This is a genomic window from Veillonella parvula DSM 2008 (genome assembly GCF_000024945.1).
Lineage (GTDB): Bacteria > Bacillota > Negativicutes > Veillonellales > Veillonellaceae > Veillonella > Veillonella parvula.
The window spans coordinates 409,676-433,905 of the sequence record NC_013520.1 but is presented as its reverse complement, the minus strand read 5'-3'; the positions used below and the strand labels follow the sequence as shown (position 1 = coordinate 433,905).

Annotated in this window: 23 protein-coding genes; 4 read left to right on the top strand and 19 right to left on the bottom strand. The window is 38.5% G+C overall.

The genetic code is table 11. The annotated features are described in order from the left end of the window. Positions 1-185: 185 nt before the first annotated feature. The 9 genes from VPAR_RS01745 to yedE form a co-directional block, all read right to left on the bottom strand. On the bottom strand, positions 186-842 hold the full coding sequence (locus VPAR_RS01745; protein ID WP_012863917.1) for a hypothetical protein: 657 nt from the start codon (positions 840-842) through the stop codon (positions 186-188). Positions 843-850: 8 nt separating this feature from the next. Continuing rightward, positions 851-1,807: a flotillin-like protein FloA gene (gene floA / locus VPAR_RS01740; RefSeq protein WP_004693762.1), complete on the bottom strand. Its 957-nt coding sequence runs from the start codon at positions 1,805-1,807 to the stop codon at positions 851-853. Positions 1,808-1,843: 36 nt separating this feature from the next. Next, the gene (locus VPAR_RS01735) at positions 1,844-2,308 is read right to left on the bottom strand and encodes an NfeD family protein (protein WP_012863916.1); all 465 of its coding nucleotides are present in this window, start codon (positions 2,306-2,308) and stop codon (positions 1,844-1,846) included. Between the two features lie 196 nt (positions 2,309-2,504). Continuing rightward, positions 2,505-3,788, bottom strand: coding sequence for a uracil permease (uraA, locus tag VPAR_RS01730; protein ID WP_012863915.1), 1,284 nt, complete (start codon positions 3,786-3,788; stop codon positions 2,505-2,507). A 110-nt stretch (positions 3,789-3,898) separates the two neighbouring features. Beyond that, the gene (locus tag VPAR_RS01725; RefSeq protein WP_012863914.1) at positions 3,899-5,242 is read right to left on the bottom strand and encodes an FtsW/RodA/SpoVE family cell cycle protein; all 1,344 of its coding nucleotides are present in this window, start codon (positions 5,240-5,242) and stop codon (positions 3,899-3,901) included. 1 nt (position 5,243) lies between these two features. Further along, the gene (trmB, locus tag VPAR_RS01720; protein ID WP_012863913.1) at positions 5,244-5,903 is read right to left on the bottom strand and encodes a tRNA (guanosine(46)-N7)-methyltransferase TrmB; all 660 of its coding nucleotides are present in this window, start codon (positions 5,901-5,903) and stop codon (positions 5,244-5,246) included. A 200-nt stretch (positions 5,904-6,103) separates the two neighbouring features. Next, positions 6,104-6,790: a carboxymuconolactone decarboxylase family protein gene (locus VPAR_RS01715; protein ID WP_004697971.1), complete on the bottom strand. Its 687-nt coding sequence runs from the start codon at positions 6,788-6,790 to the stop codon at positions 6,104-6,106. Between the two features lie 348 nt (positions 6,791-7,138). Further along, a complete protein-coding gene (locus tag VPAR_RS01710; protein WP_004693778.1) occupies positions 7,139-7,387 on the bottom strand; it encodes a putative Se/S carrier protein in 249 nt (82 codons plus the stop codon). A gap of 127 nt (positions 7,388-7,514) precedes the next feature. After that, positions 7,515-8,576, bottom strand: a complete 1,062-nt coding sequence (gene yedE, locus VPAR_RS01705) for a YedE family putative selenium transporter (protein ID WP_012863912.1) — start codon at positions 8,574-8,576, stop codon at positions 7,515-7,517. Positions 8,577-8,696: 120 nt separating this feature from the next. On the opposite strand from yedE, the gene VPAR_RS01700 reads away from it, so the two are divergent. After that, positions 8,697-9,854 carry an aminotransferase class V-fold PLP-dependent enzyme gene (locus tag VPAR_RS01700; protein ID WP_012863911.1) on the top strand — a complete coding sequence of 386 codons (1,158 nt, stop codon included), beginning with the start codon at positions 8,697-8,699 and terminating at the stop codon, positions 9,852-9,854. 48 nt (positions 9,855-9,902) lie between these two features. Here VPAR_RS01700 and VPAR_RS01695 read toward each other — a convergent pair whose 3' ends face one another. The 9 genes from VPAR_RS01695 to VPAR_RS01655 all read right to left on the bottom strand — a co-directional run bounded on the left by VPAR_RS01695 (position 9,903) and on the right by VPAR_RS01655 (position 17,619). Then, positions 9,903-10,733, bottom strand: a complete 831-nt coding sequence (locus VPAR_RS01695; RefSeq protein ID WP_012863910.1) for a radical SAM protein — start codon at positions 10,731-10,733, stop codon at positions 9,903-9,905. A gap of 2 nt (positions 10,734-10,735) precedes the next feature. Then, positions 10,736-11,542, bottom strand: coding sequence for a 4Fe-4S binding protein (locus VPAR_RS01690; RefSeq protein WP_012863909.1), 807 nt, complete (start codon positions 11,540-11,542; stop codon positions 10,736-10,738). Next, on the bottom strand, positions 11,535-12,398 hold the full coding sequence (locus VPAR_RS01685) for a substrate-binding domain-containing protein (RefSeq protein WP_012863908.1): 864 nt from the start codon (positions 12,396-12,398) through the stop codon (positions 11,535-11,537). Before VPAR_RS01685 ends, VPAR_RS01690 begins: the two co-directional genes overlap by 8 nt. 433 nt (positions 12,399-12,831) lie before the next feature. Then, a complete protein-coding gene (gene rpsR / locus VPAR_RS01680) occupies positions 12,832-13,062 on the bottom strand; it encodes a 30S ribosomal protein S18 (RefSeq protein WP_004693795.1) in 231 nt (76 codons plus the stop codon). Between the two features lie 39 nt (positions 13,063-13,101). After that, positions 13,102-13,500, bottom strand: coding sequence for a single-stranded DNA-binding protein (locus VPAR_RS01675; RefSeq protein WP_004693797.1), 399 nt, complete (start codon positions 13,498-13,500; stop codon positions 13,102-13,104). Between the two features lie 19 nt (positions 13,501-13,519). Continuing rightward, on the bottom strand, positions 13,520-13,804 hold the full coding sequence (rpsF, locus tag VPAR_RS01670; protein ID WP_004693799.1) for a 30S ribosomal protein S6: 285 nt from the start codon (positions 13,802-13,804) through the stop codon (positions 13,520-13,522). A gap of 141 nt (positions 13,805-13,945) precedes the next feature. Continuing rightward, positions 13,946-15,130: a multidrug effflux MFS transporter gene (locus VPAR_RS01665; protein ID WP_042466684.1), complete on the bottom strand. Its 1,185-nt coding sequence runs from the start codon at positions 15,128-15,130 to the stop codon at positions 13,946-13,948. A 285-nt stretch (positions 15,131-15,415) separates the two neighbouring features. Next, complete coding sequence (locus tag VPAR_RS01660) at positions 15,416-16,591, bottom strand: MBL fold metallo-hydrolase (RefSeq protein ID WP_012863906.1); 1,176 nt, start codon at positions 16,589-16,591, stop codon at positions 15,416-15,418. 2 nt (positions 16,592-16,593) lie between these two features. Then, positions 16,594-17,619: a hypothetical protein gene (locus VPAR_RS01655; protein WP_012863905.1), complete on the bottom strand. Its 1,026-nt coding sequence runs from the start codon at positions 17,617-17,619 to the stop codon at positions 16,594-16,596. Between the two features lie 337 nt (positions 17,620-17,956). Here VPAR_RS01655 and VPAR_RS01650 point away from each other — a divergent pair, with 337 nt between their 5' ends. Then, entirely contained in the window at positions 17,957-19,186 is a 1,230-nt protein-coding gene (locus tag VPAR_RS01650; protein ID WP_012863903.1) for an LL-diaminopimelate aminotransferase, read from the top strand. Between the two features lie 242 nt (positions 19,187-19,428). On the opposite strand, the gene VPAR_RS01645 is transcribed toward VPAR_RS01650, so the two are convergent. Then, positions 19,429-21,651, bottom strand: coding sequence for an autotransporter outer membrane beta-barrel domain-containing protein (locus VPAR_RS01645; protein ID WP_012863902.1), 2,223 nt, complete (start codon positions 21,649-21,651; stop codon positions 19,429-19,431). Between the two features lie 292 nt (positions 21,652-21,943). Here VPAR_RS01645 and VPAR_RS01640 point away from each other — a divergent pair, with 292 nt between their 5' ends. Beyond that, positions 21,944-22,915, top strand: a complete 972-nt coding sequence (locus tag VPAR_RS01640) for a diaminopimelate dehydrogenase (RefSeq protein WP_012863901.1) — start codon at positions 21,944-21,946, stop codon at positions 22,913-22,915. 205 nt (positions 22,916-23,120) lie between these two features. Then, the gene (locus VPAR_RS01635; protein WP_012863900.1) at positions 23,121-24,221 is read left to right on the top strand and encodes an ABC transporter substrate-binding protein; all 1,101 of its coding nucleotides are present in this window, start codon (positions 23,121-23,123) and stop codon (positions 24,219-24,221) included. The last annotated feature ends 9 nt before the right edge of the window (positions 24,222-24,230 follow it).

The window sequence follows — 24,230 nt, the reverse complement described above, 5'->3', positions numbered from 1 at the left end:
ATAAAAAAGAGGTTCCTAATAGTCACATAGGTGACCAATAGGAACCTCTTTCAATATGTAATTATATGCCCCACATTATGATATGTGACAGTATGGTTGCTATACCACATCAGTGCACAATCCATTATTATTTATGTTCCAATAAAACCATAATTAGTTTATACACTTATAAATAGATTACTTCATTAACGGTATCTACGTTCAAGAGCTTTAGGTTTACTTAAAATGATGGACCATTTCATGCCCTCTTTTAAAGCATGATTAGATTTACGACCGCGAGTTGAAGTCGCAGCTAGAGCAGTAGGCGCAGTTGTAATGCCTACATTTTCAATAAGAACTTGCCCCTCTTTAGCTACTTTATCTCGTTTAAACTCAGCTAGTCTTTCACTTAAGGTCGGCCCCGTAACAGCTTCTCTATCTAAGCGAGTCTTACTGGTAGTATAACTCGGATTGCTACTGGAACTTTTCATTGATAAGGCTTCAATATCTCGTTGAGCTGCTGCAGCCTCTTCATTGAAATGTATGTCCTCCATAGTTTTCGATGGTGCTTCTGGTTGCTGATTTACAATCGGTTTATCTTCATAAGAGTCCCGATAAAAGTCATCAACCTTAGACAAATCATCTATAGACGGTTCATCTACCTTGCGTTCTATGGAGATGCCATATTCGCGCTCCATATCTTCCCAAGTTCCGCCACCAGAGCTTTCATACTCATCATACTCTTCAGACTCTTCAGTATTCTTATTTTTTATAATGGAAAAAGCAATGTACGCTATGATACCTAAAACAAAGATTGGATTATGCGAAAAGATGGATAGCACTGAAGACAAAATAGAGTCCATAGCTACTCCTATTCACCATCTGCTAAGTTTTCACGCATTTTAGTGTCTGCAATAATATTGTTCATATTGTAGTAATCCATAACGCCAAGATTACCATTTCTGAAAGCTTCTGCCAATGCTTTAGGGACTTCAGCTTGTGCTTCCACAACCTTAGCTTGCATGTCTTGTGTTTTAGCACGCATTTCTTGTTCTGTAGCAACAGCCATTGCACGACGTTCTTCCGCACGAGCTTGAGCGATTTTCTTATCCGCTTCCGCTTGGTCAGTTTGCAATTGAGCGCCAATGTTACGTCCCACGTCTACGTCAGCGATATCGATGGACAAGATTTCGAATGCAGTACCCGCATCAAGGCCTTTACCCAATACAGTACGGGAAATGTGATCTGGATTTTCCAATACATCTGTATGTTCTTCAGAGGAACCTACAGTCGTTACGATACCTTCACCTACACGGGCAATAATTGTGGCTTCACCAGCACCCCCAACGAGGCGATCGATATTCGCACGTACAGTAACACGAGCACGAACTTTCAATTCGATACCATTTTTTGCTACCGCAGAAATAATTGGAGTTTCAATCACTTTAGGATTAACGGACATTTGAACCGCTTCCAATACATCACGACCGGCGAGGTCGATAGCTGCGGAACGTTCAAAGGTCAACGGAATAGATGCCCGTTCAGCGGCAATCAAAGCATCTACAACGCGGTCAACGTCACCACCTGCGAGGTAATGAGCTTCCAACTGATTTACATTCACATCAAGACCTGCTTTATTAGCTTTAATCAAAGGCATTACGATTTGAGATGGATTTACACGACGTAAGCGCATACCTACAAGTGTAAAGATACCTACGTTAACGCCCGCTGCTAGAGCGGATACCCAAAGCCCTAATGGCACAACATATAAGAATACCATAATACCAATCAGCAAAATGGGAATCAAAATTAAAATACCTACATCCATAATAACCTCCATTATTTACAACGATGTTGCGAAAGCTTAATCACGCTTTCTAACAATATTGCGGCCACCTACAACACGAAGTACCACAATAGGTGAACCGGCATCGATGAAGTCACCTTCGGTCACAACATCTACCAAATTACCATTAATTTTAGCAATACCTGCAGGGCGCAGTGTTGTATGAGCTACGCCTTCCTTGCCAGCCAAATCTTCTAATACATCATTAGATACATAACCAGCTTTTGTCGTAGATCGTTGCCCTAAGGTAAACAATTTGCCTATCCAAGTCTTTTCAAAGTGATTAAAGAACACGATGATAATGACAATTAACAAGGCTGTTAATCCTAGCACGGCATACAATGCTACCGTGCCTTCCCCAAGAGCTACATAAACGCCCCACAGGAATGCGCAATAACCGATAAGACCTAAAATACCGCCTGGTACTACGAGTTCTACCGCCATCAAGGCAACGCCGATAGCCATCCATATCAAAAACTCCATAGGGCCTCCTCTCTTAAATTAATTTTATACAACTGATATGTTCATTATACAATATTGAGGATAAATTATAAAGACACTAAATAAAAACGACTACTTACTCAGGTTCAACCTAGTTCAGTAGTCGTTTATTTTGTGTACAAATCAACTTACTTTATAATCTCAAGATTCTACTCCAAGATTTTAAAGACCTATGATATTATACTTCTGTTTTTTTCAATTGATCGTTGCCAATACCTGTTTTTTGAAGGATTAACAAGCTAATGCTCATAGCCATGCCTACTACAGTGGCAAGGCCCATCCCTTTTAATACAACAGGACCAACCGCGAGTTCTGCACCACTAAGACCTACCACAAGGATAACGGATGTAAGAATCATATTAACAGGATTTGTGTAGTCTACTTTACGTTCTACAAGCATACGCAAGCCAGATGCTGCGATGATACCGAACAATAAAATAGATACACCACCCATAACAGGTACCGGAATAGCATGAATAAGAGCTGCCACTTTACCTACAAAGGACACAATCATCGCTAAAACTGCGGCACCACCGATTACCCATACGCTGAAGCAACGAGTGATAGCAAGTACGCCGATGTTTTCACCATATGTCGTATTTGGTGTAGCACCGAAGAAACCAGAAAGAATATTTGCAAGACCATCACCAAGCAAGGATCTTTGTAGACCTGGCTCTTTCATCAAGTCTTTAGCGACGATATTACTAGTAACAACTAAATGACCAACATGCTCTGCAAATACTACAAAGAGCGCCGGCATAATCATGATAATTGCATTGATATCAAATACAGGCATGCCGTAGAACTGAGGCAACGAAAGCCAAGGAGCAGCTTCTACACCAGAGAAGTCAACAACTCCCATCACAGCAGACAATACATAGCCGGAGACAACACCAATAAGAACAGGAATAACAGCTAAGAAACCACGGAACACAACAGATCCAAGCAAGGTAACAACTAAGGAAAACATAGAGATAATAATAGCTTGGCTATGGCTCATGCCTAAATCTTGATTGCCGATAAGTCCAGACATACTCATCGCTACTGGCGCTAATTCTAAGCCGATAATAGCTACGATAGCACCCATAGCAGCTGGTGGGAATAATTTATCAATCCAACGCGTACCAATATAACGTACGAGAATAGATAAAATAACAAAAGATAGACCAAATACAACGAAGGCCCCTTTTGCAGCTTCATAACCAAGACCTGCAGATAACACACCTGCTACAGGCGCAATAAAGGCAAAGCTAGAACCAAGATATGCAGGGATCTTGCCCTTACACACAAATAAGTACAATAATGTACCAATACCATTCATAAACAATGCCGTTGCTGGATCTACTTTTAATAAATACGGTACTAATACAGTAGAGCCAAACATGGCAAATAAATGTTGAAAACTAAGTGGTAACATTCGGCCCCATGATGGGCGTTCTTGAATATCAATATAATCTTTCATCGTTTCTCCTCATACACAATATAACGATGCTAAGTTCATATAGTACAGTCCTTAAATATACTCTATGAATTTACACAAACAGATTCATCTTATGATACATAAGTTAGATATTAACGTTCAAATTTAGTCTGTCTACGAGTCGACTTTTTAGAAGGCTGTGGTTTAAACGGTCCAGGCATATTTGTCTTATTAGTACGCTTTGGAGCGGCAGGCTTGAAACGACTTTGTGTTTCTTCACGCAAAGATGGTAATGGTTCAGCTGTACCAACTGGTTTTACCCCTTCTACATTACGACGACCAATACTTGCCAACAACCCAATAGCCATGAAATTCATCAGTAATGAAGAGCCGCCATAACTAACAAACGGTAATGGTACCCCTGTTACAGGCATAATACCACATACCATGGCGATGTTAAACAAGGCCTGACCACTGATAAGCAATGTTATTCCCATTGCTAACCATTTCCCGAATTCATCACGAGCCTTATTAGAAATGCGGAACCCAAAATAGGTAAAAGCTGCAATCAGAACGACAACAAACACTGCACCAATGAAGCCCATTTCTTGCGCCCATACAGCAAAAGCAAAGTCCGTGTGTGCCTCTGGTAAGTAAAAATACTTTGATGTACCTTGCATAAAGCCTTCGCCTAAAATGCCACCAGAACCTACAGCCAACAAGCCTTGAACGGTTTGATACCCCATATCCTGTGCATGAGGCCAAGGGTCAAACCAAGATTGAATACGTTCCCAACGATATGGCGACATACGAGCTGCAATAAAGCCAAGAAATCCAGCTATCGCAAAAGCTCCGCCAAAGAATTTTCCATCAAAACCTGCTAAATAGATGAGCACAAATGAAAAGCCAAAAATCAATACGGTAGTGCCCATATCTGGTTGCAAGATTGTCAATCCTGCAAATATAGTTGGCCATATTAACATCGGCAACATATAACTTATACGTTCACTAAAATAACCTTGTAAATTAATGAGTGGGTTAATATGCCTTGGTTTTCCCCATTTTCGCATAGTACTCAATTTAGCCGCTGTCCATATCAAGGCCGCTAATTTCGCAAATTCTGAAGGTTGAATCGATACAGGACCAATAACAATCCAACGACGCGCACCATTAATGACAGCACCAATCACAAGAACCAAAATCATACCAATTAATGTAACAATCATAATTCTTTGCAACATGTGAGGCTTCTGTAACTGACGGTAATCATAACGATACAAAATAACGCCTACCGCCATAGACAAAAGCAAGAATGTCATGTGCTTTAAAAAGTAGCCTAATAATCCTGTATTTTCATAGATAGAGCTGATATAAGTAGCACTAAAGATATTTACACTACCTATAATTGTAATGAGAAGAATAGGTAAGAGCATACCTTGTAAGTCATTTTTAAAGAGTGAGCCCCACCGACTATCCCCCTTATTCGGTGTTTCCATGTTAAGCCTCCTTTTGTACTTTTGGCTTAATTGCTTCTAAGCGGAAAATAGGTTGACCTTTTTCACTAAATTTTTCTTCATATTCAGTCTTTACATTTGGAAGATCCGTACTATGTAAATCATACGTTACATTTTTAAGCTTCCAACCGCATTCTTTGAATTCTTCGAGAGAAAACATAAACAATCGTTCATTATCCGTCTTGAAGTGGACTTCACCACCATCTTTCAAAAGACGAGCATAACGGTCGAGGAATGTGTGATATGTAAGGCGGCGTTTTGCATGTTTCGCCTTAGGCCAGGGATCACAGAAGTTAATATAGAAACGATCAACTTCACCTGGTGCTACTATCTCTTCAATACCTGCGATATCAAATAAAGATACCTTTGCATTGTTCCGCTCCCCTTCAAAGATTTTTTGTGCTGCATAATAAATAACCCCCAGCTGCACTTCAAAACCTACGAAGTTAGCATTTGGATACGCTTCAGACATCCCCGCAATAAAGCGACCTTTCCCCGTCCCTAGCTCCATATATAATGGGTACTCAGGATGTTCAAATAATTCACACCACTTGCCTTTATACGCTTCTTGGCCAGACAAAATAATATGAGAGTCATATTCGTGGATAGCTTCATCAATCCATGGTTTTCTACGAAGGCGCATACTTTCTCCTTACATCTATTTTTAAAAATATGTTTATATTTGTTTATATTTATTATTACAGGTCATATACCTATCTTATTAATTATAGAAAAGGGGACATTAAACGTCAATTAGATTCTATGTATTTAATACGAATCACTACGACTATGAAAGCACTTCTTATAAAAAAAGACCTACTTCCGAAGAAATAGGTCTACATTTTATTGGAAAATCATAGCTTCTAAATTTTCAATTTGATATTGACTTAGGCCAAGTTCAGATAAACTCTTTTCAGCTGCAGTGAAAAGATTATTTTTACCAACTCGAGTACCTAATGCTGCCGCAGCGACCAATTCACGGTCCAATTTACCTAGACGTGAACGATTACGATTTTGAGGTTTTGGTTTTTTCATACGGAACGTATTATATTGAACCCCCTCTTTTGCTTCCTCAGCTTTCGGCTTTGTTAAAGGTGCCCCATTAGTGCCATTCCCCAATAAAGCACTAAGTCCTGTTTGCTTTGGTACCAATTTTTCGTACTCATCGCCAAACTCAGGGCGTTCATCACGTAATTGATCAAATGTAGCTAAAGCAGCATTCATTTGTTTCAAGCCAGCAGCAGAGTAAAGTTGACGAATGGCAATACTCACCTCTTGTGGCGTCAACGTGCCTCGCTCAATAGCAGATGCAATTACACTCTTTAATGCACCTTGATCACCAGACGCAGTATAGCGGCCAATTTCAACCAAGTCTTTCTGACGTGCATTAAGCTCTTTTGGCGTATATATATTTATCTCAGATATAGATGGTGCCTGTTTAGAAGGTTGTTCTCCCGCCCCATTAGCCTCAAACATATAGCCACCGGCAACGATGGCCACGGCTAATGTTAAGGTTAATACTCTTTTCAAAGTCTTACAATCTCCCTTATCATTAATACTAATTGTATAATACTGCAATAGTAGCGTACATTATCAATGGATTTATTTTACTGTTCTACTGTAATACATACTGTAGATATTATTATATAATACTTCATCTAATTTTTATAGTCCTATTCGAAAAAAATCTATAATCTTTTAACAAATTATATATATTTATCTATAAAAATTATATATTTATAAACCACACTTAACAATGTATCAAAATGCACCTCTACTATTTTACCAAAGTGATTAATGGTTATCGTAATAAACTAAGAAAGAGAATTCGAATCATACCAACTATGCATCAATACTGAACCAAACAGTCTATATAATTTACTCATTTGAGCTTTCAAATATAGTTCTATAACCTTCAACTGTAACAGCCACTATTTGTTCAATTTCCTCTGTAGGATCCTCCGTGAAAGTAAAACTTTCATCAGCCTCAAAGGAAGCACTCGTTCCACAGGACGAACTAAGATTCCGTGGTACAGGACGTAGTTCTATATTAGTTACCCCTTCTGGGGCTTCACGCTTGAAGCGAATCGCTCCAAAATGAGAGTAAAAAGTGGCGATATATTTCATAGACACTCAATTCTAGCTATCACTCAATTCTAGCTATCAATAACGAATAAAATAGTAAAATACATTCATACTATATGTTGATCATACCATACATGATCTAAACATTTCCAAGTTAACCATCTCCAGGCTAAGCATTTGAACGTTTTGTATTAAGTACAGCAATAATGAACGCTACCACAAAGCCGACACCTACAGCAATTTCACCATTTAGTGTAGGACCAGCACCAGAGGCAGCTAAGCCGAAATTATGAGCAAATGCTGCGCCAGCCGCAAGGCCAAGCACTGTAACAGCGGAATCAGAATTACCTTCACCAGTCATGATTAATTGACGTAATGGACAGCCCCCAAGCAATACGCTACAGAAACCTGCAAGCGCCATACCTAGGAAGTTCCACAATCCATCTGTATGTGCAATTGGTTGGTTTTCAAAGCCAAGATGGAAATTACCAAAGCTAATATTCACAACGAATACACCAATGAGAACCGCTAAATAACCAAAGATAAGAATGGATTTTTTGAACAAGAATAAATCCCGAAAACCACCAACGGTACAAAGGCGACTAAATTGAGATAAGCCACCTACCACAAGGCCTGCTGCCAATGAAATTAACCAAGGTGCATGCATAGCGCCCGGTCCTTTTTGACTAAAGAAGATAAACGCAGGAGCTGTCACTACTAGTACAAGTAAACCAACTTGGATAGCTGGCATGATAGCAGATTCTAATTTGCTCAATGCATACGTACGTTGTAAAGAGTAACCGCGTTTTAAGAATATAGTACCAATCCCTACGCCCCCGGCAAAGCCAGCGATACCAAATAGAGCATTCAGGTCACCGCCACCAAGGCGCAAAATCATGCGAAGTGGACAACCAAGGAACATCAAAGCACCAATCATAACAAAGAAACCAAGAATAAATCGAATAATTGGAGAGGAACCACCTTTACTTTGGTGTTCGCCACGAATCATGGACAATACATAGGCCCCTAAAATAAGACCGATAACTTCTGGACGAATGTACTGTACCGGTGCAGCACGATGTAGACCAAGAGCACCTACGGTGTCACGAACAAAGCAAGCAATACAGAAGCCCATGTTACCTGGATTTCCGGCTAATACGAGAAAACCTGCAATAACACCAATTATAAGGCCTGCAATAATTAAATTTCTTTTTTCATGAGCCCCACTCATAATAAACTCCTTTCAAACTACAAGAACTAAAACTATATAAGTATGTGCTCCTACCCGATCAAGCACAATACTCATGATATAATAACCATAAATACATCTTGTTATTCATGGAGATTACCTATGAAGTATATCTATTTAGATAATGCGAGCACCACATTTCCCAAAGCTCCAAATGTGGCTAATGCCATGTCAGACTATTTAACGAACTACGGTATCAACATCAACCGTGGCTCCTATGCCCTCGCCTATGATGTAGAGGATATTATCTATACAACAAGACAACGACTAAACAACGTATTCAACAGCCATGATCCATCACATGTCATCTTTACACAAAATGTGACGATGAGCTTAAACATGGTCATCAAGGGGCTATTGAAAGCAGGAGACCATGTACTGATTAGCTCTATGGAGCATAATGCAGTCATAAGACCGCTCACACAGCTACTCAATGAAGATATTACCTTTGATACTATCCCTTGTGATACTACAGGTTCTATCAAATTAGACGCTATTGAGTCACTCATTCGTCCAAATACAGTAGCTATAATTATTAATCACGCGTCCAATGTATGTGGAACCATACAACCCGTTAAAGAAATCGGTATAATCTGCAAAGAGCATAATCTACATTTTATTGTAGACGCAGCACAAACGGCTGGTATCATGCCTATCGATGTAAAAGAATCTCAAATAGATGCCCTCTGCTTTACAGGTCACAAAGGCTTATTAGGCCCTCAAGGTATTGGTGGCATGATCTTAACCAAAGAAATGGCTCAATCCTTAACCCCTCTTATTGCTGGTGGCACAGGTAGTTTCTCACATTTAGAAACGATGCCTACTAATATGCCCGACGCCTTCGAATCAGGCACTTTAAACCTACCAGGCATCATAGGTCTCAACGAAGGTCTCGCCTTTATTGAATCGAAGGGTATGGAAAACATTCATAACCACGAACTCGCATTGACAGAAGCCTTCCTCAAAGGCTTACGACCGATAGATGGCATTAACATCATTGGCAAGCAAGATATTCAAGATCGAACAGCCGTCGTATCCATCACCATTGATGGCATGGATGCAGCAAGTATTGCTTACGAACTAGAGTCTACCTATCACATCATGACGCGTGTTGGTCTCCACTGTGCCCCGCGAGCACACCAAACGCTAGGAACCTATCCAGAAGGAACAGTACGCTTCTCCTTTGGCTATGCCAACACACATAAAGATGTGGAATCTGCATTATCTGCTCTACATAAAATCGTTAAAAATACTAAATAATACATAACCATTAAGGCTATATACTTCGGTATATAGCCTTTTATGCTTCTACGCTTCGCATAAACGACCGATAGCATCAGCTCTACAGCGTTTGCAGTGTGTCATTTGAGGCACATAGTGACCAATAAATTGACGCATGTTATCGATTTCTTCTGAAGTTGGGCCTCGGTGATTTTCAAAGACCGTATCGTGAACTGGAATCATAGCAATACAGTTCATCAAATCGACACCCCAAGCTTCTGCTTGTTTAGCGATTGCTGGCACATGGTCCATATTTACATCAGGCACTACTACAGTATTAATCTTAACAATGATATTCTTTTCCTTTAGTTTTCGGATACTTTCAGCCTGACGCTCTAATAAAATACGGGCCCCATCGATTCCTTTGTAGATATTACCCTCATAGCGAACCATGGAATATACATTTTTTGCAATCTCTGGATCGATGGCATTAGCCGTAATCGTTACATGCGTAATTCCTAAGTCAGCAATGTCATTAACATAATCAGGTACTGCTAATCCATTACTAGATAAACATAGCATGACATGAGGGAAGTCGTTTTTAACAAGTCGAAACGTTTCAAGTGTCTTATCTGCATCACACATAGGATCCCCTGGTCCTGCAATACCTACTACGGAAATATCTTGACGAGCTTCAAATACCTTGCGTACAAAAGCCGCTGCCTCTTGTGGCGTATATACATGTTGCGTTACACCAGGTCTATTTTCATTCGCGCAATCATACATACGATTACAATAATTGCACTGAATATTACAATTGGGAGCTACTGGTAAATGTAGACGACCCCAATTAGCAGAAGCATCCTTATTGTAACACGGATGGTTTTGTAGGAAACTTTGTCCTTGAATCTCTTTCATAGCTAACCTTTCCGACCAAATCTAATGGCATCCTTATGGCAAACATGTAAACAATCACCACAGTTGGTACAATTCATTTCATTTGGTCGTGTCCCCATTTCACAAACGCGTAAACACGCATCACAGTTGTCGCACTCATTCGTTTTATAAATTCTAAAAATAGAAATCTTACGAAGCAATTCCATGATGCCACCGAAAGGACATACAAATCGACACCATGCATTAGCAATAATAAGGGAACCAGCAATGATGGAAACTACAGTTATAGTACGAGCCGCCCAATACCAGTCGGAAAATTGCATAGATAAAATAACGGCATTAAAATATTCATCACTTGTCCGTATTGGGATCATAATACGAGGATTACCAAATTTGAAATACACAATAAGACCTAAAATTATAGTGGCTACCATGCCGAGTTGAAGGTATCGCATGTAATGTTTACGATTCCTTAGTGGTCCCATAGATATTTTTCCCAGCATTTGGTTAACCCATCCACTTGGACAGAACCAGCTACAAAATGCACGGCCAAAGAATACCACCATAATAGGCAAAACAATCCACCAAGCATAGAAATACGTCGTAATACGGCCCCAACAGGTAATCATGGAGCAGCTTTCACAGTTTACAAACGGCACGATATACGGGCATCGGAATATACCATAATATACCCATTTTCCCATAATAAAGAGAAAGACAAATTGAACGATACGACGCCAAAGCGTTAAATTCTTAGGAGCCTTAGTTCCAGATATACCAGAGCTTGTTTGAGCCCCACAGGTTGTAGATGATGGACATTGATTACACATCTTTTACACCAAACCTTTCTATCAAATCGAGACCTCTCGCACTATGAACGGATGTAAATCCGTGATTTTCTAAGATTTGTTGTCCTTCTTGGGAACGTGTAAATTCAATATAATCGGCAGCCAACGCACGATCTTGTACATATTTCATCGTGTTAATGGTGAAAGTCAGCGGTGCAGGCGGCACAAACTGTGCAGGTATGTCGAAATATTCGATACGATCCTTAAACCGGTCATGTGTGGTAAGGCGTTTTTCAATGATGGATACATCGGCCTTGCCTTCTACGAGATCACACATCATGGAGATAACACAAGCATTTTCTGCTATCAAGTTTTTCATGATGCCATCGGTTAACCCAGACAGTTTCATGACGCCCTTTACAGATGCACTACCTGGAGGAGATGCACCCAACGGCAACATGACGCGCACACCGGGCTCCGCCATATCTTTAAGATCACGAATACCGGCAGGATTACCTTTAGGTGTGACTATGACGTAGTCTGTAAAACACAGCGGCTCAAAAGCGATACTTATCCCTTTTTTACGCATATTTTTTGCTAACTCTAATCCGCGAGCTCCAAAGATTTCGGTGCGACTTTTTTCTGCTAACAAAGATTTACCAATAGCCCCTGCAAAGGCACCAGTGTACTGGATATTGTGCCCTGTGTGCATCGTATAGACCTGATTCAAATCAAGAAATGCTTCCGATAACCCACCACAAGTCCACACTTGAAGGGAGTCAGACTGTGTTGGCTTGTAGGCACCACGTATAAACGAAGGTACCGCTGAGGCCGCCGCTAAAGCTAAAGCACCACCAATAAACTGGCGACGGGATATATCCTTTTTCAAAAATCCCATGTACTTACCACCTTTCACTGAACTTTACAGCTATATATGTATATTTGTATTATAGTATAAATATTTCTAATCGTATGCATAAGATTGATTAACTAATCTATATAGATTAGTCATATAAAACCTATTATTTATTAAATTATTCAAATTTTTAACTTCAAATAACTATATCTATTTTTATGAATATTTATTACAACAAGTAACTACGATAATTAATGAGAATCAAAGGAAATAGATAGGGCCTATGCTCTAAACGCATAGGCCCTATCTATTTTTATTCTATACCTTTATACAACAATCTATACAATAAGCTTCAATCCCTAATATAGCCTTCTAACATCTCCAGTTAAATAAATTCAAAGAACTTCCATGTGAATCATGGACCAAACGCAAAAAGGCGGCACAACCAAATGGTTGTACCGCCTTGATTCATCAATTATTCAGCAGTGAATGGCAATAAAGCAATTGCACGTGCACGTTTGATAGATGTAGTCAATTTGCGTTGATGTTTTGCGCAAGTACCGGAAATACGACGAGGTAAGATTTTACCGCGTTCAGTCGTGAAACGACGAAGTTTAGCAACATCTTTATAGTCGATTTGATCGATATGGTCTGCACAGAAAACGCATACTTTTCTTCTTGGCTTTCTGCCTCTATCTCTTCTCATTGCGAATCCTCCTTTTCGAATTAGTAGGAGTCCCTGACACTAGAACGGGATGTTTTCGTCATCGCCGCCTGTACTGAAACTATCAAAATTGGACCCACCTTCGAAAGAATTAGTATTCATATCAAGGGATTGGCCCACAAAGTTCGCTACCACTTCAGTAACGTACCGTTTTTGACCGTCCTGAGTCTCGTAAGAACGAGTTTGCAAACGACCTTCTACAAAGCAACGACTGCCTTTACGAAGATTGCCTGCCGCTTCACCAAGTTTACCCCAAGCAACGCAGTTGATGAAAGCAGTTTGTTCTTTCGTCTCATTTGTTGTGGAATCAATATAGGTATTTGTAGCAGCCACTGTAAAAGTTGCTACCGCACGACCAGTTTTGGTATAGCGTACTTCAGGATCACGAGCTAAATTACCTAGAATTTGTACAGAGTTCATGTTTTCCTCCAGGCTTTAATTATGCTTCGTGTTTAACAATTAGATGTCTTAGGACTTCATCGTTGATTTTCAATACACGATCGATTTCTTTGATTTCAGCAGGAGCTGCTTCAAAGTTGATCAATACATAGAAACCGTCAGTGAATTTCTTCACCGCGTAAGCAAGACGACGCTTGCCCCAACGATCTACCTTTTCTACTGTGCCGCCTACACGAGCAATTAAAGCTTCTACTTTTTCAATAACAGCGTTAGTTGCTTCCTCTTCAGCTGGTTTCACAATAAACATGACTTCGTATTTGTTCATACAAAATCACCTCCTCTTTCGGACTAATGCCCCTATCGACACATAGGGGTAGGAAGTGCTTACCATCAATAAGCCTTACTATTATAACCTAAAAAAATGATGAAAGCAAGGGCTCAGTTTAAGTCCTTGCTTTCACCAATATTATATACGATTATATTTTTCATCCTCAGGAAAGGCAATCATAGCACAGATAATTACAAATATGGCTATTACCCCCATCATAGGATAGGCCGTATCATTTGGTAAGAAGGTAAGTATCAACGATGACACAATACCACTACCATATTGCATGGCACCTAATAGTGCCGCCCCAGATCCAGCCATTCTACCTGCTCTATCTAAAGCTAATGCATTTGTTACTGCTGCAATAATGCCGTTCATGGAAAAGAATAAAAAACAGCCAATAACGATTAACCACAGTGAATGGTAACCTAAAAACATCAGCCCCATAACAATGGATACACAAATAGCAGCAAATAGTGTGGCATATTTCAATAGTCTATCGAGGCGTATAGCACTAACAATACGACGATTAATAGCACTTAACAACATAACACCAATAATATTGACAGAAAAGAGATAACCAAAATATTCTTTAGGCACTTCATACACATCTATATATACATAAGGCGATCCCGTTAAAAACGCATAAATGGCAATATAAAATGAGCTAACACATAGGGTATATTTCATAAAACCTTTGTTGCGCAATAAAATCCAATAATTATTATAGGTATGACCTATAGACTTTTTACTACGCTTTTCTAAGGGATGTGTCTCAGGAATCACCAATACGGCAACGAGCATTAAAATACCGATAGCAACAAGCAACCAAAATATGGAATGCCATGTATACCATACGAGTAAATGCCCTGCTAACATTGGCCCTGCTATAGGAGCTATGGCCATGACAATGGCTAATGTAGATAACATTTTAGCCGCCTCAGTCCGACCATATAAATCCCGAATCATAGCCCGCGACAGCATCGGTCCTACACAGGCACCAAATGCCTGAAACACACGCCAAGCCAATAACTCCATCATAGAGGAACTCAAGGCACAGCCTACAGAACCAATGATAAATAAAACTATCCCTATAATAAGTGGCTTCTTACGACCAATTTTATCGCTAACGGCGCCCCAAAAAAGCTGAGCTAGCGCAAACCCGATTAAGAACCCCGTCAACGTAAGCTCCGCATCACCATTGAGATCACGCCCCATCTCAGGCATAGCTGGCAAATAAATATCCGTTGACAACGATGTAAACGCCATCAAAGCACTTAATATAGACGTAAAAAGCCATCCTTTATTGCTAATCGTCAGCATAAAGACACCACTTTCATATAAAACCACACTATAATATGTATTTATTTAGATTATATCAAAAACAATGTTAATGCTATATAGTTTTGATATACTTTCATCAAAAAAGCATAGTAAAATACTATGCCCAAAGTAGAGTAAAGATAAATGCCTAACGCAACAGAGTATTCAAAATACTCGCACGCTAGGCAATCCTAAAAAATGTTTATAAGATGAGCCTAACGCAACCACACGTTGATGGCTCTCTTTTTACTTATTATACAACATAAACAGAAATTCTTCGAAAATTTATATGATAAATGGCTCATTATCATTAACAACATACACATTTCTATGAGGAACTAATTTCTCTAATCTCTCAGGATTATCAGTATGAACCGGAATAATAGCGTCGGGATTAACTAGTTCTATAAACTTAGTCAAATCATCTTTAGACACATGACCACTGGCATGACATATATAGGTTGGGTAGGTCTCTAACAAAGTTTTCAACGCTAGGTTTTCTTCAATATATCCTGTCCACATAGAATATATAATACGTACATCATCCTTAGGAAACTCTTTAATATGAGAAATAAAATATTCTGTTCCTCTTACTAAGGATACAAACCCATGATCCACATAATATTTAGGATACGATCCTTTATTAAGAACTAGTGGGCTATCATGTCTACGATACAAAGAGCTTTCATAATATACATTATTAATCACAGTATCTAATATTCTTTTCTGATAAGCATCACAAATTAAAACTTTATCACTTGGCATATTCTGCCAAATTCCGATAATACGGTCAATATTCGTAGATGAACATATAACGAAAACATATTTTCCATCTTGGATATACGAATAAATATCCTCTAACACAGCAGCTTCAGATATACCATCATTAACACCACGAGATACTAATGTTCCCTCTGTAATTAATACATCAACCTCGCCTATATAGGTTTTAACTAATTTCTCTACTATATGACTACGCAACCCATGCATCCGGAAATCACCTGTATATAAGACACGTTTACCTTCTGCTTCAATGACAAACATATAACTATCCACAGCACTATGGTCGATAACCAAAGGTCTAATATGTATATTTCCAATAGTGAAGGCTTCGCCTCCACGAAATGTATTTGCACCTAACAAACGTAAATATAAATCTTTATCTTGATGTTCAGTTGCTATCATAGCCACTTCCTTACTCAGTTTCCCCATATATAATGGTATTTCTGGTAATGCAGAGGTTAGTTGTCTTAAGTGATCCATATGATAATGAGAAATCAGAATTCCATCACAATTAGGTATTCCCTTTGTAACTCCATCAATATCTAGTTTGATAGGTATGTACTTTTCATCTAAACTTAATTCGTTACCAAAGTCCAATATAATACGAGTAGATGCTGTACTTATTTCTATGGCACTGCCACCAATCTGATGAGTGCCACGATGGATAATTATATTCATACTTAACCTTTACTAGGAATAGTTAGTAATGTCTCTGCTTGATATAATCGATCTAATTTTCTAGACCAACCTTTTATATTAGTTGGATAAGAAGATTTACTATCTGTATCAGCACGCAATACAACAAATCGAATTTGTTTTAAATGAGGCTCTTGTGCCAAAATTCCTTCACATAAAGTTTGTAACTCCTTACGTTTACTAGAATCAATCAATTCTTTACATTCTTTAAACTGTTGTGACACAACAGTTTTGGATGGATACCTAGGATTATTAGGTTCATTTGGATCAATACGAAGCATCAAATTAGTTTCTGCTCCACCGTCATCTTCGGTACAAGATTTTTCATCAAATAAAACGACTAACTCTGCTTCATTCGTATGTTCATACCTAGGTAATTTCTTTAGTTTCTGTATACCATCATGGCCAACAGCAGAATTAATCTGTTTTATATCTAGCAGCTTATAATATGTATAAGCCTCTAAAACACATCGTAGTAAAGTTTCCTCACTACCAGATGGACGATATTTTAATTCAATGACAGAATAACATTTATCATCAGTGTTATAACCTAATAAATCTATTTTCCCATAAGAATCATTTTTTGTCGCTTTTAATGGTGTTTGGCAATCAAAAATATAGCCTAATCCAGCAACTTCACCTTGATAAAACAATAGCTTCGCTAATATTTCCTCTTTTCGATTAGTAATTTTTAGGGCATCCACGTTTTCATCTTTATTCGGATGATTTATCTTAAAATGTTCTGGTCTTACGGGTATTAAATTTAACCAATCTTTTATAAAACTATCATTCACAAGGGATTCGGCAATAACTTCACTATATAGGTCTTTAGAGCCGTTTACATACCCCTTGTAATTTACAATAGCTGACTTATAAAAATTGGCTGCAAATTTTATGTTTCCCTTTTCATCAGAAAGAGTTATGCCATAGGTTGTTTTAAACTCTTCAAACTTATCAACGCGCTTAATCCGATCAAAAATTTTCTTAATAGACATCTTACAAGCTACCATAATAATATCCCTCCAAAAAACAATTTACGCCCCTAAACACAGCCAACAATTTAGCTCTCATTACATACAAACAATCAAGATATTAACTCATAAACTCATTATATCAACAGTTATTTTATGAGTAAACAATGAAGAGATTAATTCAATGCTAATAATCTCTTTATCTATATATACTTTAACATAATTAACGAGTAATAAATTCCCCATAATACGCCCTTTTATAGTGATAAACTAAAACAATATTTATATAAACTAGAAATTCTATAGAAAATCCTTGCGTCATTATTCTATATAATTTACTATATATAGAGAAATCTGATTATAAAAAGGAGTCATCATGGCTAATATCAATGAAAACTACTTAAACCTTCAAGGTTCTTATTTATTTGCTAATATTGCTAAAAAGGTAAATGAATACCAAACTGCTCATCCAGATGCAGATATTATTCGTCTTGGTATCGGCGATGTTACATTACCTCTTGCTCCAGCAATTATCGATGCTATGAGTAAAGCTGTTCAAGAAATGGGAAAAGCGGAAACATTCCGAGGTTATGGCCCTGAACAGGGATATGATTTCTTACGTCAAGCTATTGTTGATGGCGATTACAAACCATTAGGCGTAGATATTGCTATTGACGAAGTATTCGTTTCCGATGGTGCAAAATCTGACGTTGGTAATATCCAAGAGTTATTCAGCGAAGATAACATCATTGCTATCACAGATCCTGTGTACCCAGTATACTTAGACTCCAACGTTATGGGTGGTCGTACTGGCGAATCTGTAGATGGCATCTTCCAAAAGGTTGTATACCTCCCTACTTATGCAGAAAACAACTTCTCTCCAGAATTCCCGTCTGAACGAGTAGACATTGTATACCTTTGCTCGCCTAACAATCCTACTGGTACTGTTTTAAGCCGTGCTCGTTTAGTAGAATGGATCAAATGGTGTAAAGATAATGATGCGATTTTGATGTTTGACTCCGCTTACGAAGCTTTCATTAGCACAGAAGACACTGTAAAATCTATCTACGAAATCGAAGGCGCTCGCGAAGTAGCTATCGAGTTCCGGTCCTTCTCCAAAACTGCAGGTTTCACTGGTACCCGTTGTGCTTACGCAGTTGTGCCTAAAGAAGTAACTGGCAAAACTAAATCGGGTGAACGCCAACCGCTAAACCCTATGTGGAACCGCCGTCAATGCACTAAATTCAATGGTGTTCCTTACATCATCCAACGCGGTGCTGAAGCAGTATACACAAAAGAAGGCCGTGAGCAAACTCGTGCTAACATCGCATACTACAAAGAAAATGCTCGCATCATCAAAGAAGGACTTGAATCTATCGGCCTTACTGTATATGGCGGTGTGGACGCTCCATATATTTGGCTTAAAACGCCTGGTAACATGACAAGTTGGGAATTATTTGACATCTTGCTCGAACAAGTTCAAATTGTCTCTACACCAGGCTCTGGCTTTGGACCTCACGGCGAAGGTTACCTTCGTTTAACAGCATTCGGTAGCCGTGAAAATACAATTCGTTCCGTTGAAAGAATCAAAACATTACAATTCTAATATAATAATGTCTATATTTGGTTTTAGATTTATATTTAGCTTACATTTAATCTGGAATATATGATTTAAAGTAGTTTATATCTATAAAACAAAAAGACCGATTACAGTCCTTCACTAGGAATGTAGTCGGTCTTTTTTATATACCCTTACATATATGAATATTTGATTTCAGTATTCCTTAACACTATAGTACTAATAAATAACATCCCCATATTATTTGTCTCTACTATATTTACTATTACCTAAAAGTTATGCCGAATCCCTGCGTCAATGCGATAGGAATTATCTACGGTAGCACCAAAGTTTTTAGTGAAAGTCCCATAAATATATGTATTAGGACGTACACTCCATGAGCCACCTAGTTCAAGATCAAGCCATGTGTCTTTCAAGTTCACTTCACTACCTGTGGTTGGCTCACCGGCCATGCTATAAGTAGCTTTCATTTTACCAGAGAATTCATGCGCTAATGCTGCTTTGAGGAAAAGGTTGCTGTTCTTACTTTCCTTGCCAATGCCTACACCGATACGACCGATAACGGAATTTACCGCATCAGAGTTAATGTGCACTGTGCTACCTGTATTTGTACGAGCATCAAAGCTTACACCAGACAAGCGACTAAGTGTCAATTCTGCGTTAGGATCGATGTAAAAACCATTATCTTTCTTAATCCGTTTACCATATTCAACGCTCAAAGAGGTACCTGTATTGCGGTAATCTCCGCTCAAGCTTGTGCCCAAGCTATTACGTACAGTAAAATCATTTTTCAAACGACTTACTTTACCAATCACATCTAAATAACGACCATCATTATATTGTTTTGCACCGTATAATGCTAAACCTGCGGTTTTACCGGATCCAGAACCTAGAGCGTAATCGCTATTGCTTGTACCATATAGCAAAGCACCACCAATAGTCCAATCGCCACGTAACGTATCATAGCCTACTTGCGCCATGTTATAGGTTTGGTTTACATAGGCGCTGTCCGTAATTTTAGATTTACCACCGATGTATTTTCCCCATACACCATGCTTATTGGAGTTGAGTCGCACATCACCGAGGCGACGTTGTAAATCATTCGTATCGGCTCTCATTTGCATCACAGAGGAGGCTAACGCACTCTTAGCACCAGATACAACTTCGCTTTCACGCGCTGTCACAACCGCTTGGTTAGTAATACTAGGTTTTCCATCAACAGTAAAGCTATCTGTACCAAGCTTAGTGGAATATGCAGGACTAATAAGGCCTGAATCGACTTGAACATTTACATCTAAATTACGCTCACCCTTAGTAAATCCAGCATATGTTAATTTATTAGCCAACTGCTGCAAAGTGCCTCGTGGGTTGTCTACGTTTACATACCCTTTAAGTGCATCTGCCGAACTGCGCATAGTCACAGAAGAACCCTTATCAGCATGGTTAATAACGACTTCTCCCTTACCTTGTGCAGTCGCAGGAGCTCCCTTTTCATAGTCGATAGCTGCATGACCAGCATAGTTGTTAATAGTAATAGGTCGTGGATCTACGGCTTGGATAATACCCTGACTACTTATATCTTTACCACCAATGAAATGCTCTACACGACTACCTGTATATAAATAGTTTGCATTATTAGGCCGACCTTGTGTAGGATATACGCGTTCAGCGCCTAACCATTCATTGCGCCAAGTCGCACCATTTTGTAAATACAATCGCAAACCACCACGGTATGGATTGTTGTTGCTTTCATCAAATTCATTAAGTACGCCCCCTACCAGTTTAGAATTTGGTGTTGTTAATCCTAATGAAATATGTGAGCCATGGTTATGTGGATTCTTGTCGATACCATAGTTTTTATCTAAAAATCCTATATTACCGTACATCTTCACATCATTAGTTCCCGGATGTAAGCCATCCATACCCGTATTTACATAAACAAAACCTTCTTCAGATAATGCAGAATAGGTATCAGAGGTATCTAAAGGATATGTTTTTACATCGGCCCCACCTAGTATCCGAATATATCCATCTTTATTAGCTTGCAAACCAACGCCAACAACATCGACTTTAGCATTTCCTTTTACGGTAATTCGAGTATCATCGTTATTTCCATCATTAGTAAGTCCACCATAACCAGCATAGATACCGCTCATGTAATAATGGGCCAAATCAGGTCTACGTTTCGCACCACTTTCTGCAGGTGCTGGGTTTTTAACTGTTACAGTTACATTTTTATCGATGGCCACTTGTGTCCCATCAAGGGCGTAAATACCTGTAACATTATTATGATATTTTGTTCCATTTACACCTAAACCTGATACATTAACAGTTAAGTCATCTGTATAATGTCTCTTTTCCCCCCACAAATTAAGACCAATAGATTTTCCGTCTGTATGACTTTCCACAGTTGTGGCTGATACCATGGTAAAAGCATTAGCACCTGTTACGATTAATGCAGCAATAACAGCAGCTTTTACATTTCTTCTCATGTTATACCTCCTCTAACATTTCAATTATGAACATAACTAGCTAACATAACCAATTTAATTGTATCTAGGTTCAGGGTATATGTGTCAATTTATACTCATATGATTTTTTATTTGTCCCCTATAACAACACGCTATGTATCGATATAGTTGTGCACAAATTACTTGTTTAAATTAGATATTAATTATTTTCTATACCATCTAAAAAATTCTATAGAAAAATATTAAAAGCTATTAATTTTATGCTATAATAAATATGTTAATCATTAAATTTCAACTTATATAGGAGGCTAATATGAATATTCGTATTGGTATCGTTGGTTACGGCAACTTAGCTCGTGGCGTAGAAGCATCTGTTCAGTTACAACCTGATATGGAGCTCATCGGCGTATTCTCTCGCCGTCAAGGTATTGAAACTATATCTGGTGTACCTACTTACACGATGGAAGATATTCCTAACTTTAAAGGCAAAATCGATGTAATGGTTCTTTGTGGTGGTTCTGCAACAGATCTTATCGAACAAACTCCAATGGTAACTAAATACTTCAACTGTATCGATTCCTTCGATACACATGCACGTATTCCTGAGCATTTTGCTAATGTAGACAAAGTAGCTAAAGAAGCTAAAACTGCTACATTGATTTCTTGCGGTTGGGACCCAGGCATGTTCTCTTTACAACGTGTATATGCTGAAAGCATCTTGCCTCAAGGTAAATCTTATACATTCTGGGGCCGTGGCGTTTCCCAAGGTCACTCCGATGCTATTCGTCGTATCGATGGTGTTCTTGATGCCCGTCAATACACTGTTCCTAAAGAACAATACCTTGAAGCGATCCGCAATGGTGAAACTCCAGACGTTGATGGCTACAAAGGTCACCTTCGTGAGTGCTACGTAGTAGCTGCTCCTGATGCTGATAAAGCTAAAATTGAAAACGAAATCAAAACTATGGAAAACTACTTTGTAGGTTATGAAACAGTAGTAAACTTCATTTCTCAAGAAGAACTTGATCGCAACCACAAAGGCATTCCACATGGTGGCTTCGTTCTTCGCTCTGGTGAAAGCACAAAAGGCACACGTCACGTTATCGAGTACTCCTTGAAACTTGACTCTAACCCTGAATTCACAGGTTCTGCACTTGTTGCTTATGCACGTGGTCTTTACCGCCTTGCTAAACACGGCGGCACAGGTTGCTATACAGTATTCGACATTCCACCAGCTTGGATTTCCACACAATCTGCTGAAGAATTAAGAGCACATTCGCTATAATAGAGCGAGGCCCTCATCGACTTAATAGATGAGGGCCTTTTTTATACCCAAAAAATACTATCAGAAACTCTATTACCGGATATTTTCTACATATTTTAACTTTATAATATTCTTCTATATGTACATAAAAATTAGGAATTAGAAGTTTATTTTTTAAAATGCTAGGATAAGTTTATTTAATTTATATCCATCATGGAGGTGCCGTATGAAACTGAAAAATTTTATACACAATAGTCTTATGGCAGGATTATTAATATGCCCGTTACTATTTGCCGGTTGTACTAATTCTGTTGGTCCAAACGATATAACCAAAGACAATATAAAAGTCGTTACAGATTTAACTGGTACAGACGTATCTATGAAGAAAGAAATTAATCGTATCGCTATCGTCCCTATCCCTTGGACCTCTATTGTATATGCAGTTGATGGTAGTGATAAAAAAATAGTAGGCATCCATCCATCAGCTAAAAAATCATATGAAGCTAGTATATTTAAGACGTTAGCTCCTGATTTAGAAAATGTTAACTCATCATTTGTAGACAACAATTTCAATGTTAATTTTGAAGAAGTTGCTAAGTTAAAGCCTGATGTCGTCATCATTTGGGATTATCAACCAGAAGTAGCAAAAAAACTTAAAGAGCTAGGTATACCTGCTGTATCCATAAAGTATGGAACATTGGAAGATATTCAAAACGGAATTCGTCTGTTAGGCAAGATTCTAGATAAACCGGAACAAGCCGAAGCCTTAATCTCATACCATAAAGATTCAGAAGCATATTTTAAACAAAAAAATGCTTCTGCGTTACCAAATAAACCGAAAGTATTATATTTGCAAAATAAGAATCTAACTGTCGCGGGGAACAATTCAGTCAATCAACTCATGATTACTATGACAGGTGGTGAAAATGCTGCAAAAGATACAAAAGGTAGTTGGACTAAAGTCTCAATGGAAGAAATCATGACCTGGGATCCAGATATAATTATATTAAGCAACTTTGATTCCATTAGACCTGATGATATTTATCAGGATAAGCTTGAAGGTCAAAATTGGAGTAACATAAAAGCAGTAAAAACGCATCGAGTTTATAAAGCACCTATGGGAATCTATCGTTGGGATGCACCTAATGTAGAAACACCATTAATGATGAAATGGATGGGACAACTCATTCAACCTGATACTTTTAATGACTATATATTACGTGACGATTTAAAACAGTTTTACAATACCTTCTACCATTACAATCTCACAGATAGTGAAATTAATACCATCTTAAATATTTCTATAAATAACACTCCCACATTTTAACTAAGGAGT

What these genes read in the sequence shown, in the direction of transcription:
- VPAR_RS01745 (WP_012863917.1), bottom strand. Translation starts at nt 842, where the DNA reads ATGGACTCTATTTTGTCTTCAGTGCTATCCATCTTTTCGCATAATCCA.
- floA (WP_004693762.1), bottom strand. Translation starts at nt 1,807, where the DNA reads ATGGATGTAGGTATTTTAATTTTGATTCCCATTTTGCTGATTGGTATT.
- VPAR_RS01735 (WP_012863916.1), bottom strand. Translation starts at nt 2,308, where the DNA reads ATGGAGTTTTTGATATGGATGGCTATCGGCGTTGCCTTGATGGCGGTA.
- uraA (WP_012863915.1), bottom strand. Translation starts at nt 3,788, where the DNA reads ATGAAAGATTATATTGATATTCAAGAACGCCCATCATGGGGCCGAATG.
- VPAR_RS01725 (WP_012863914.1), bottom strand. Translation starts at nt 5,242, where the DNA reads ATGGAAACACCGAATAAGGGGGATAGTCGGTGGGGCTCACTCTTTAAA.
- trmB (WP_012863913.1), bottom strand. Translation starts at nt 5,903, where the DNA reads ATGCGCCTTCGTAGAAAACCATGGATTGATGAAGCTATCCACGAATAT.
- VPAR_RS01710 (WP_004693778.1), bottom strand. Translation starts at nt 7,387, where the DNA reads ATGAAATATATCGCCACTTTTTACTCTCATTTTGGAGCGATTCGCTTC.
- yedE (WP_012863912.1), bottom strand. Translation starts at nt 8,576, where the DNA reads ATGAGTGGGGCTCATGAAAAAAGAAATTTAATTATTGCAGGCCTTATA.
- VPAR_RS01700 (WP_012863911.1), top strand. Translation starts at nt 8,697, where the DNA reads ATGAAGTATATCTATTTAGATAATGCGAGCACCACATTTCCCAAAGCT.
- VPAR_RS01695 (WP_012863910.1), bottom strand. Translation starts at nt 10,733, where the DNA reads ATGAAAGAGATTCAAGGACAAAGTTTCCTACAAAACCATCCGTGTTAC.
- VPAR_RS01690 (WP_012863909.1), bottom strand. Translation starts at nt 11,542, where the DNA reads ATGTGTAATCAATGTCCATCATCTACAACCTGTGGGGCTCAAACAAGC.
- VPAR_RS01685 (WP_012863908.1), bottom strand. Translation starts at nt 12,398, where the DNA reads ATGGGATTTTTGAAAAAGGATATATCCCGTCGCCAGTTTATTGGTGGT.
- rpsR (WP_004693795.1), bottom strand. Translation starts at nt 13,062, where the DNA reads ATGAGAAGAGATAGAGGCAGAAAGCCAAGAAGAAAAGTATGCGTTTTC.
- VPAR_RS01675 (WP_004693797.1), bottom strand. Translation starts at nt 13,500, where the DNA reads ATGAACTCTGTACAAATTCTAGGTAATTTAGCTCGTGATCCTGAAGTA.
- rpsF (WP_004693799.1), bottom strand. Translation starts at nt 13,804, where the DNA reads ATGAACAAATACGAAGTCATGTTTATTGTGAAACCAGCTGAAGAGGAA.
- VPAR_RS01665 (WP_042466684.1), bottom strand. Translation starts at nt 15,130, where the DNA reads ATGCTGACGATTAGCAATAAAGGATGGCTTTTTACGTCTATATTAAGT.
- VPAR_RS01660 (WP_012863906.1), bottom strand. Translation starts at nt 16,591, where the DNA reads ATGAATATAATTATCCATCGTGGCACTCATCAGATTGGTGGCAGTGCC.
- VPAR_RS01655 (WP_012863905.1), bottom strand. Translation starts at nt 17,619, where the DNA reads ATGGTAGCTTGTAAGATGTCTATTAAGAAAATTTTTGATCGGATTAAG.
- VPAR_RS01650 (WP_012863903.1), top strand. Translation starts at nt 17,957, where the DNA reads ATGGCTAATATCAATGAAAACTACTTAAACCTTCAAGGTTCTTATTTA.
- VPAR_RS01645 (WP_012863902.1), bottom strand. Translation starts at nt 21,651, where the DNA reads ATGAGAAGAAATGTAAAAGCTGCTGTTATTGCTGCATTAATCGTAACA.
- VPAR_RS01640 (WP_012863901.1), top strand. Translation starts at nt 21,944, where the DNA reads ATGAATATTCGTATTGGTATCGTTGGTTACGGCAACTTAGCTCGTGGC.
- VPAR_RS01635 (WP_012863900.1), top strand. Translation starts at nt 23,121, where the DNA reads ATGAAACTGAAAAATTTTATACACAATAGTCTTATGGCAGGATTATTA.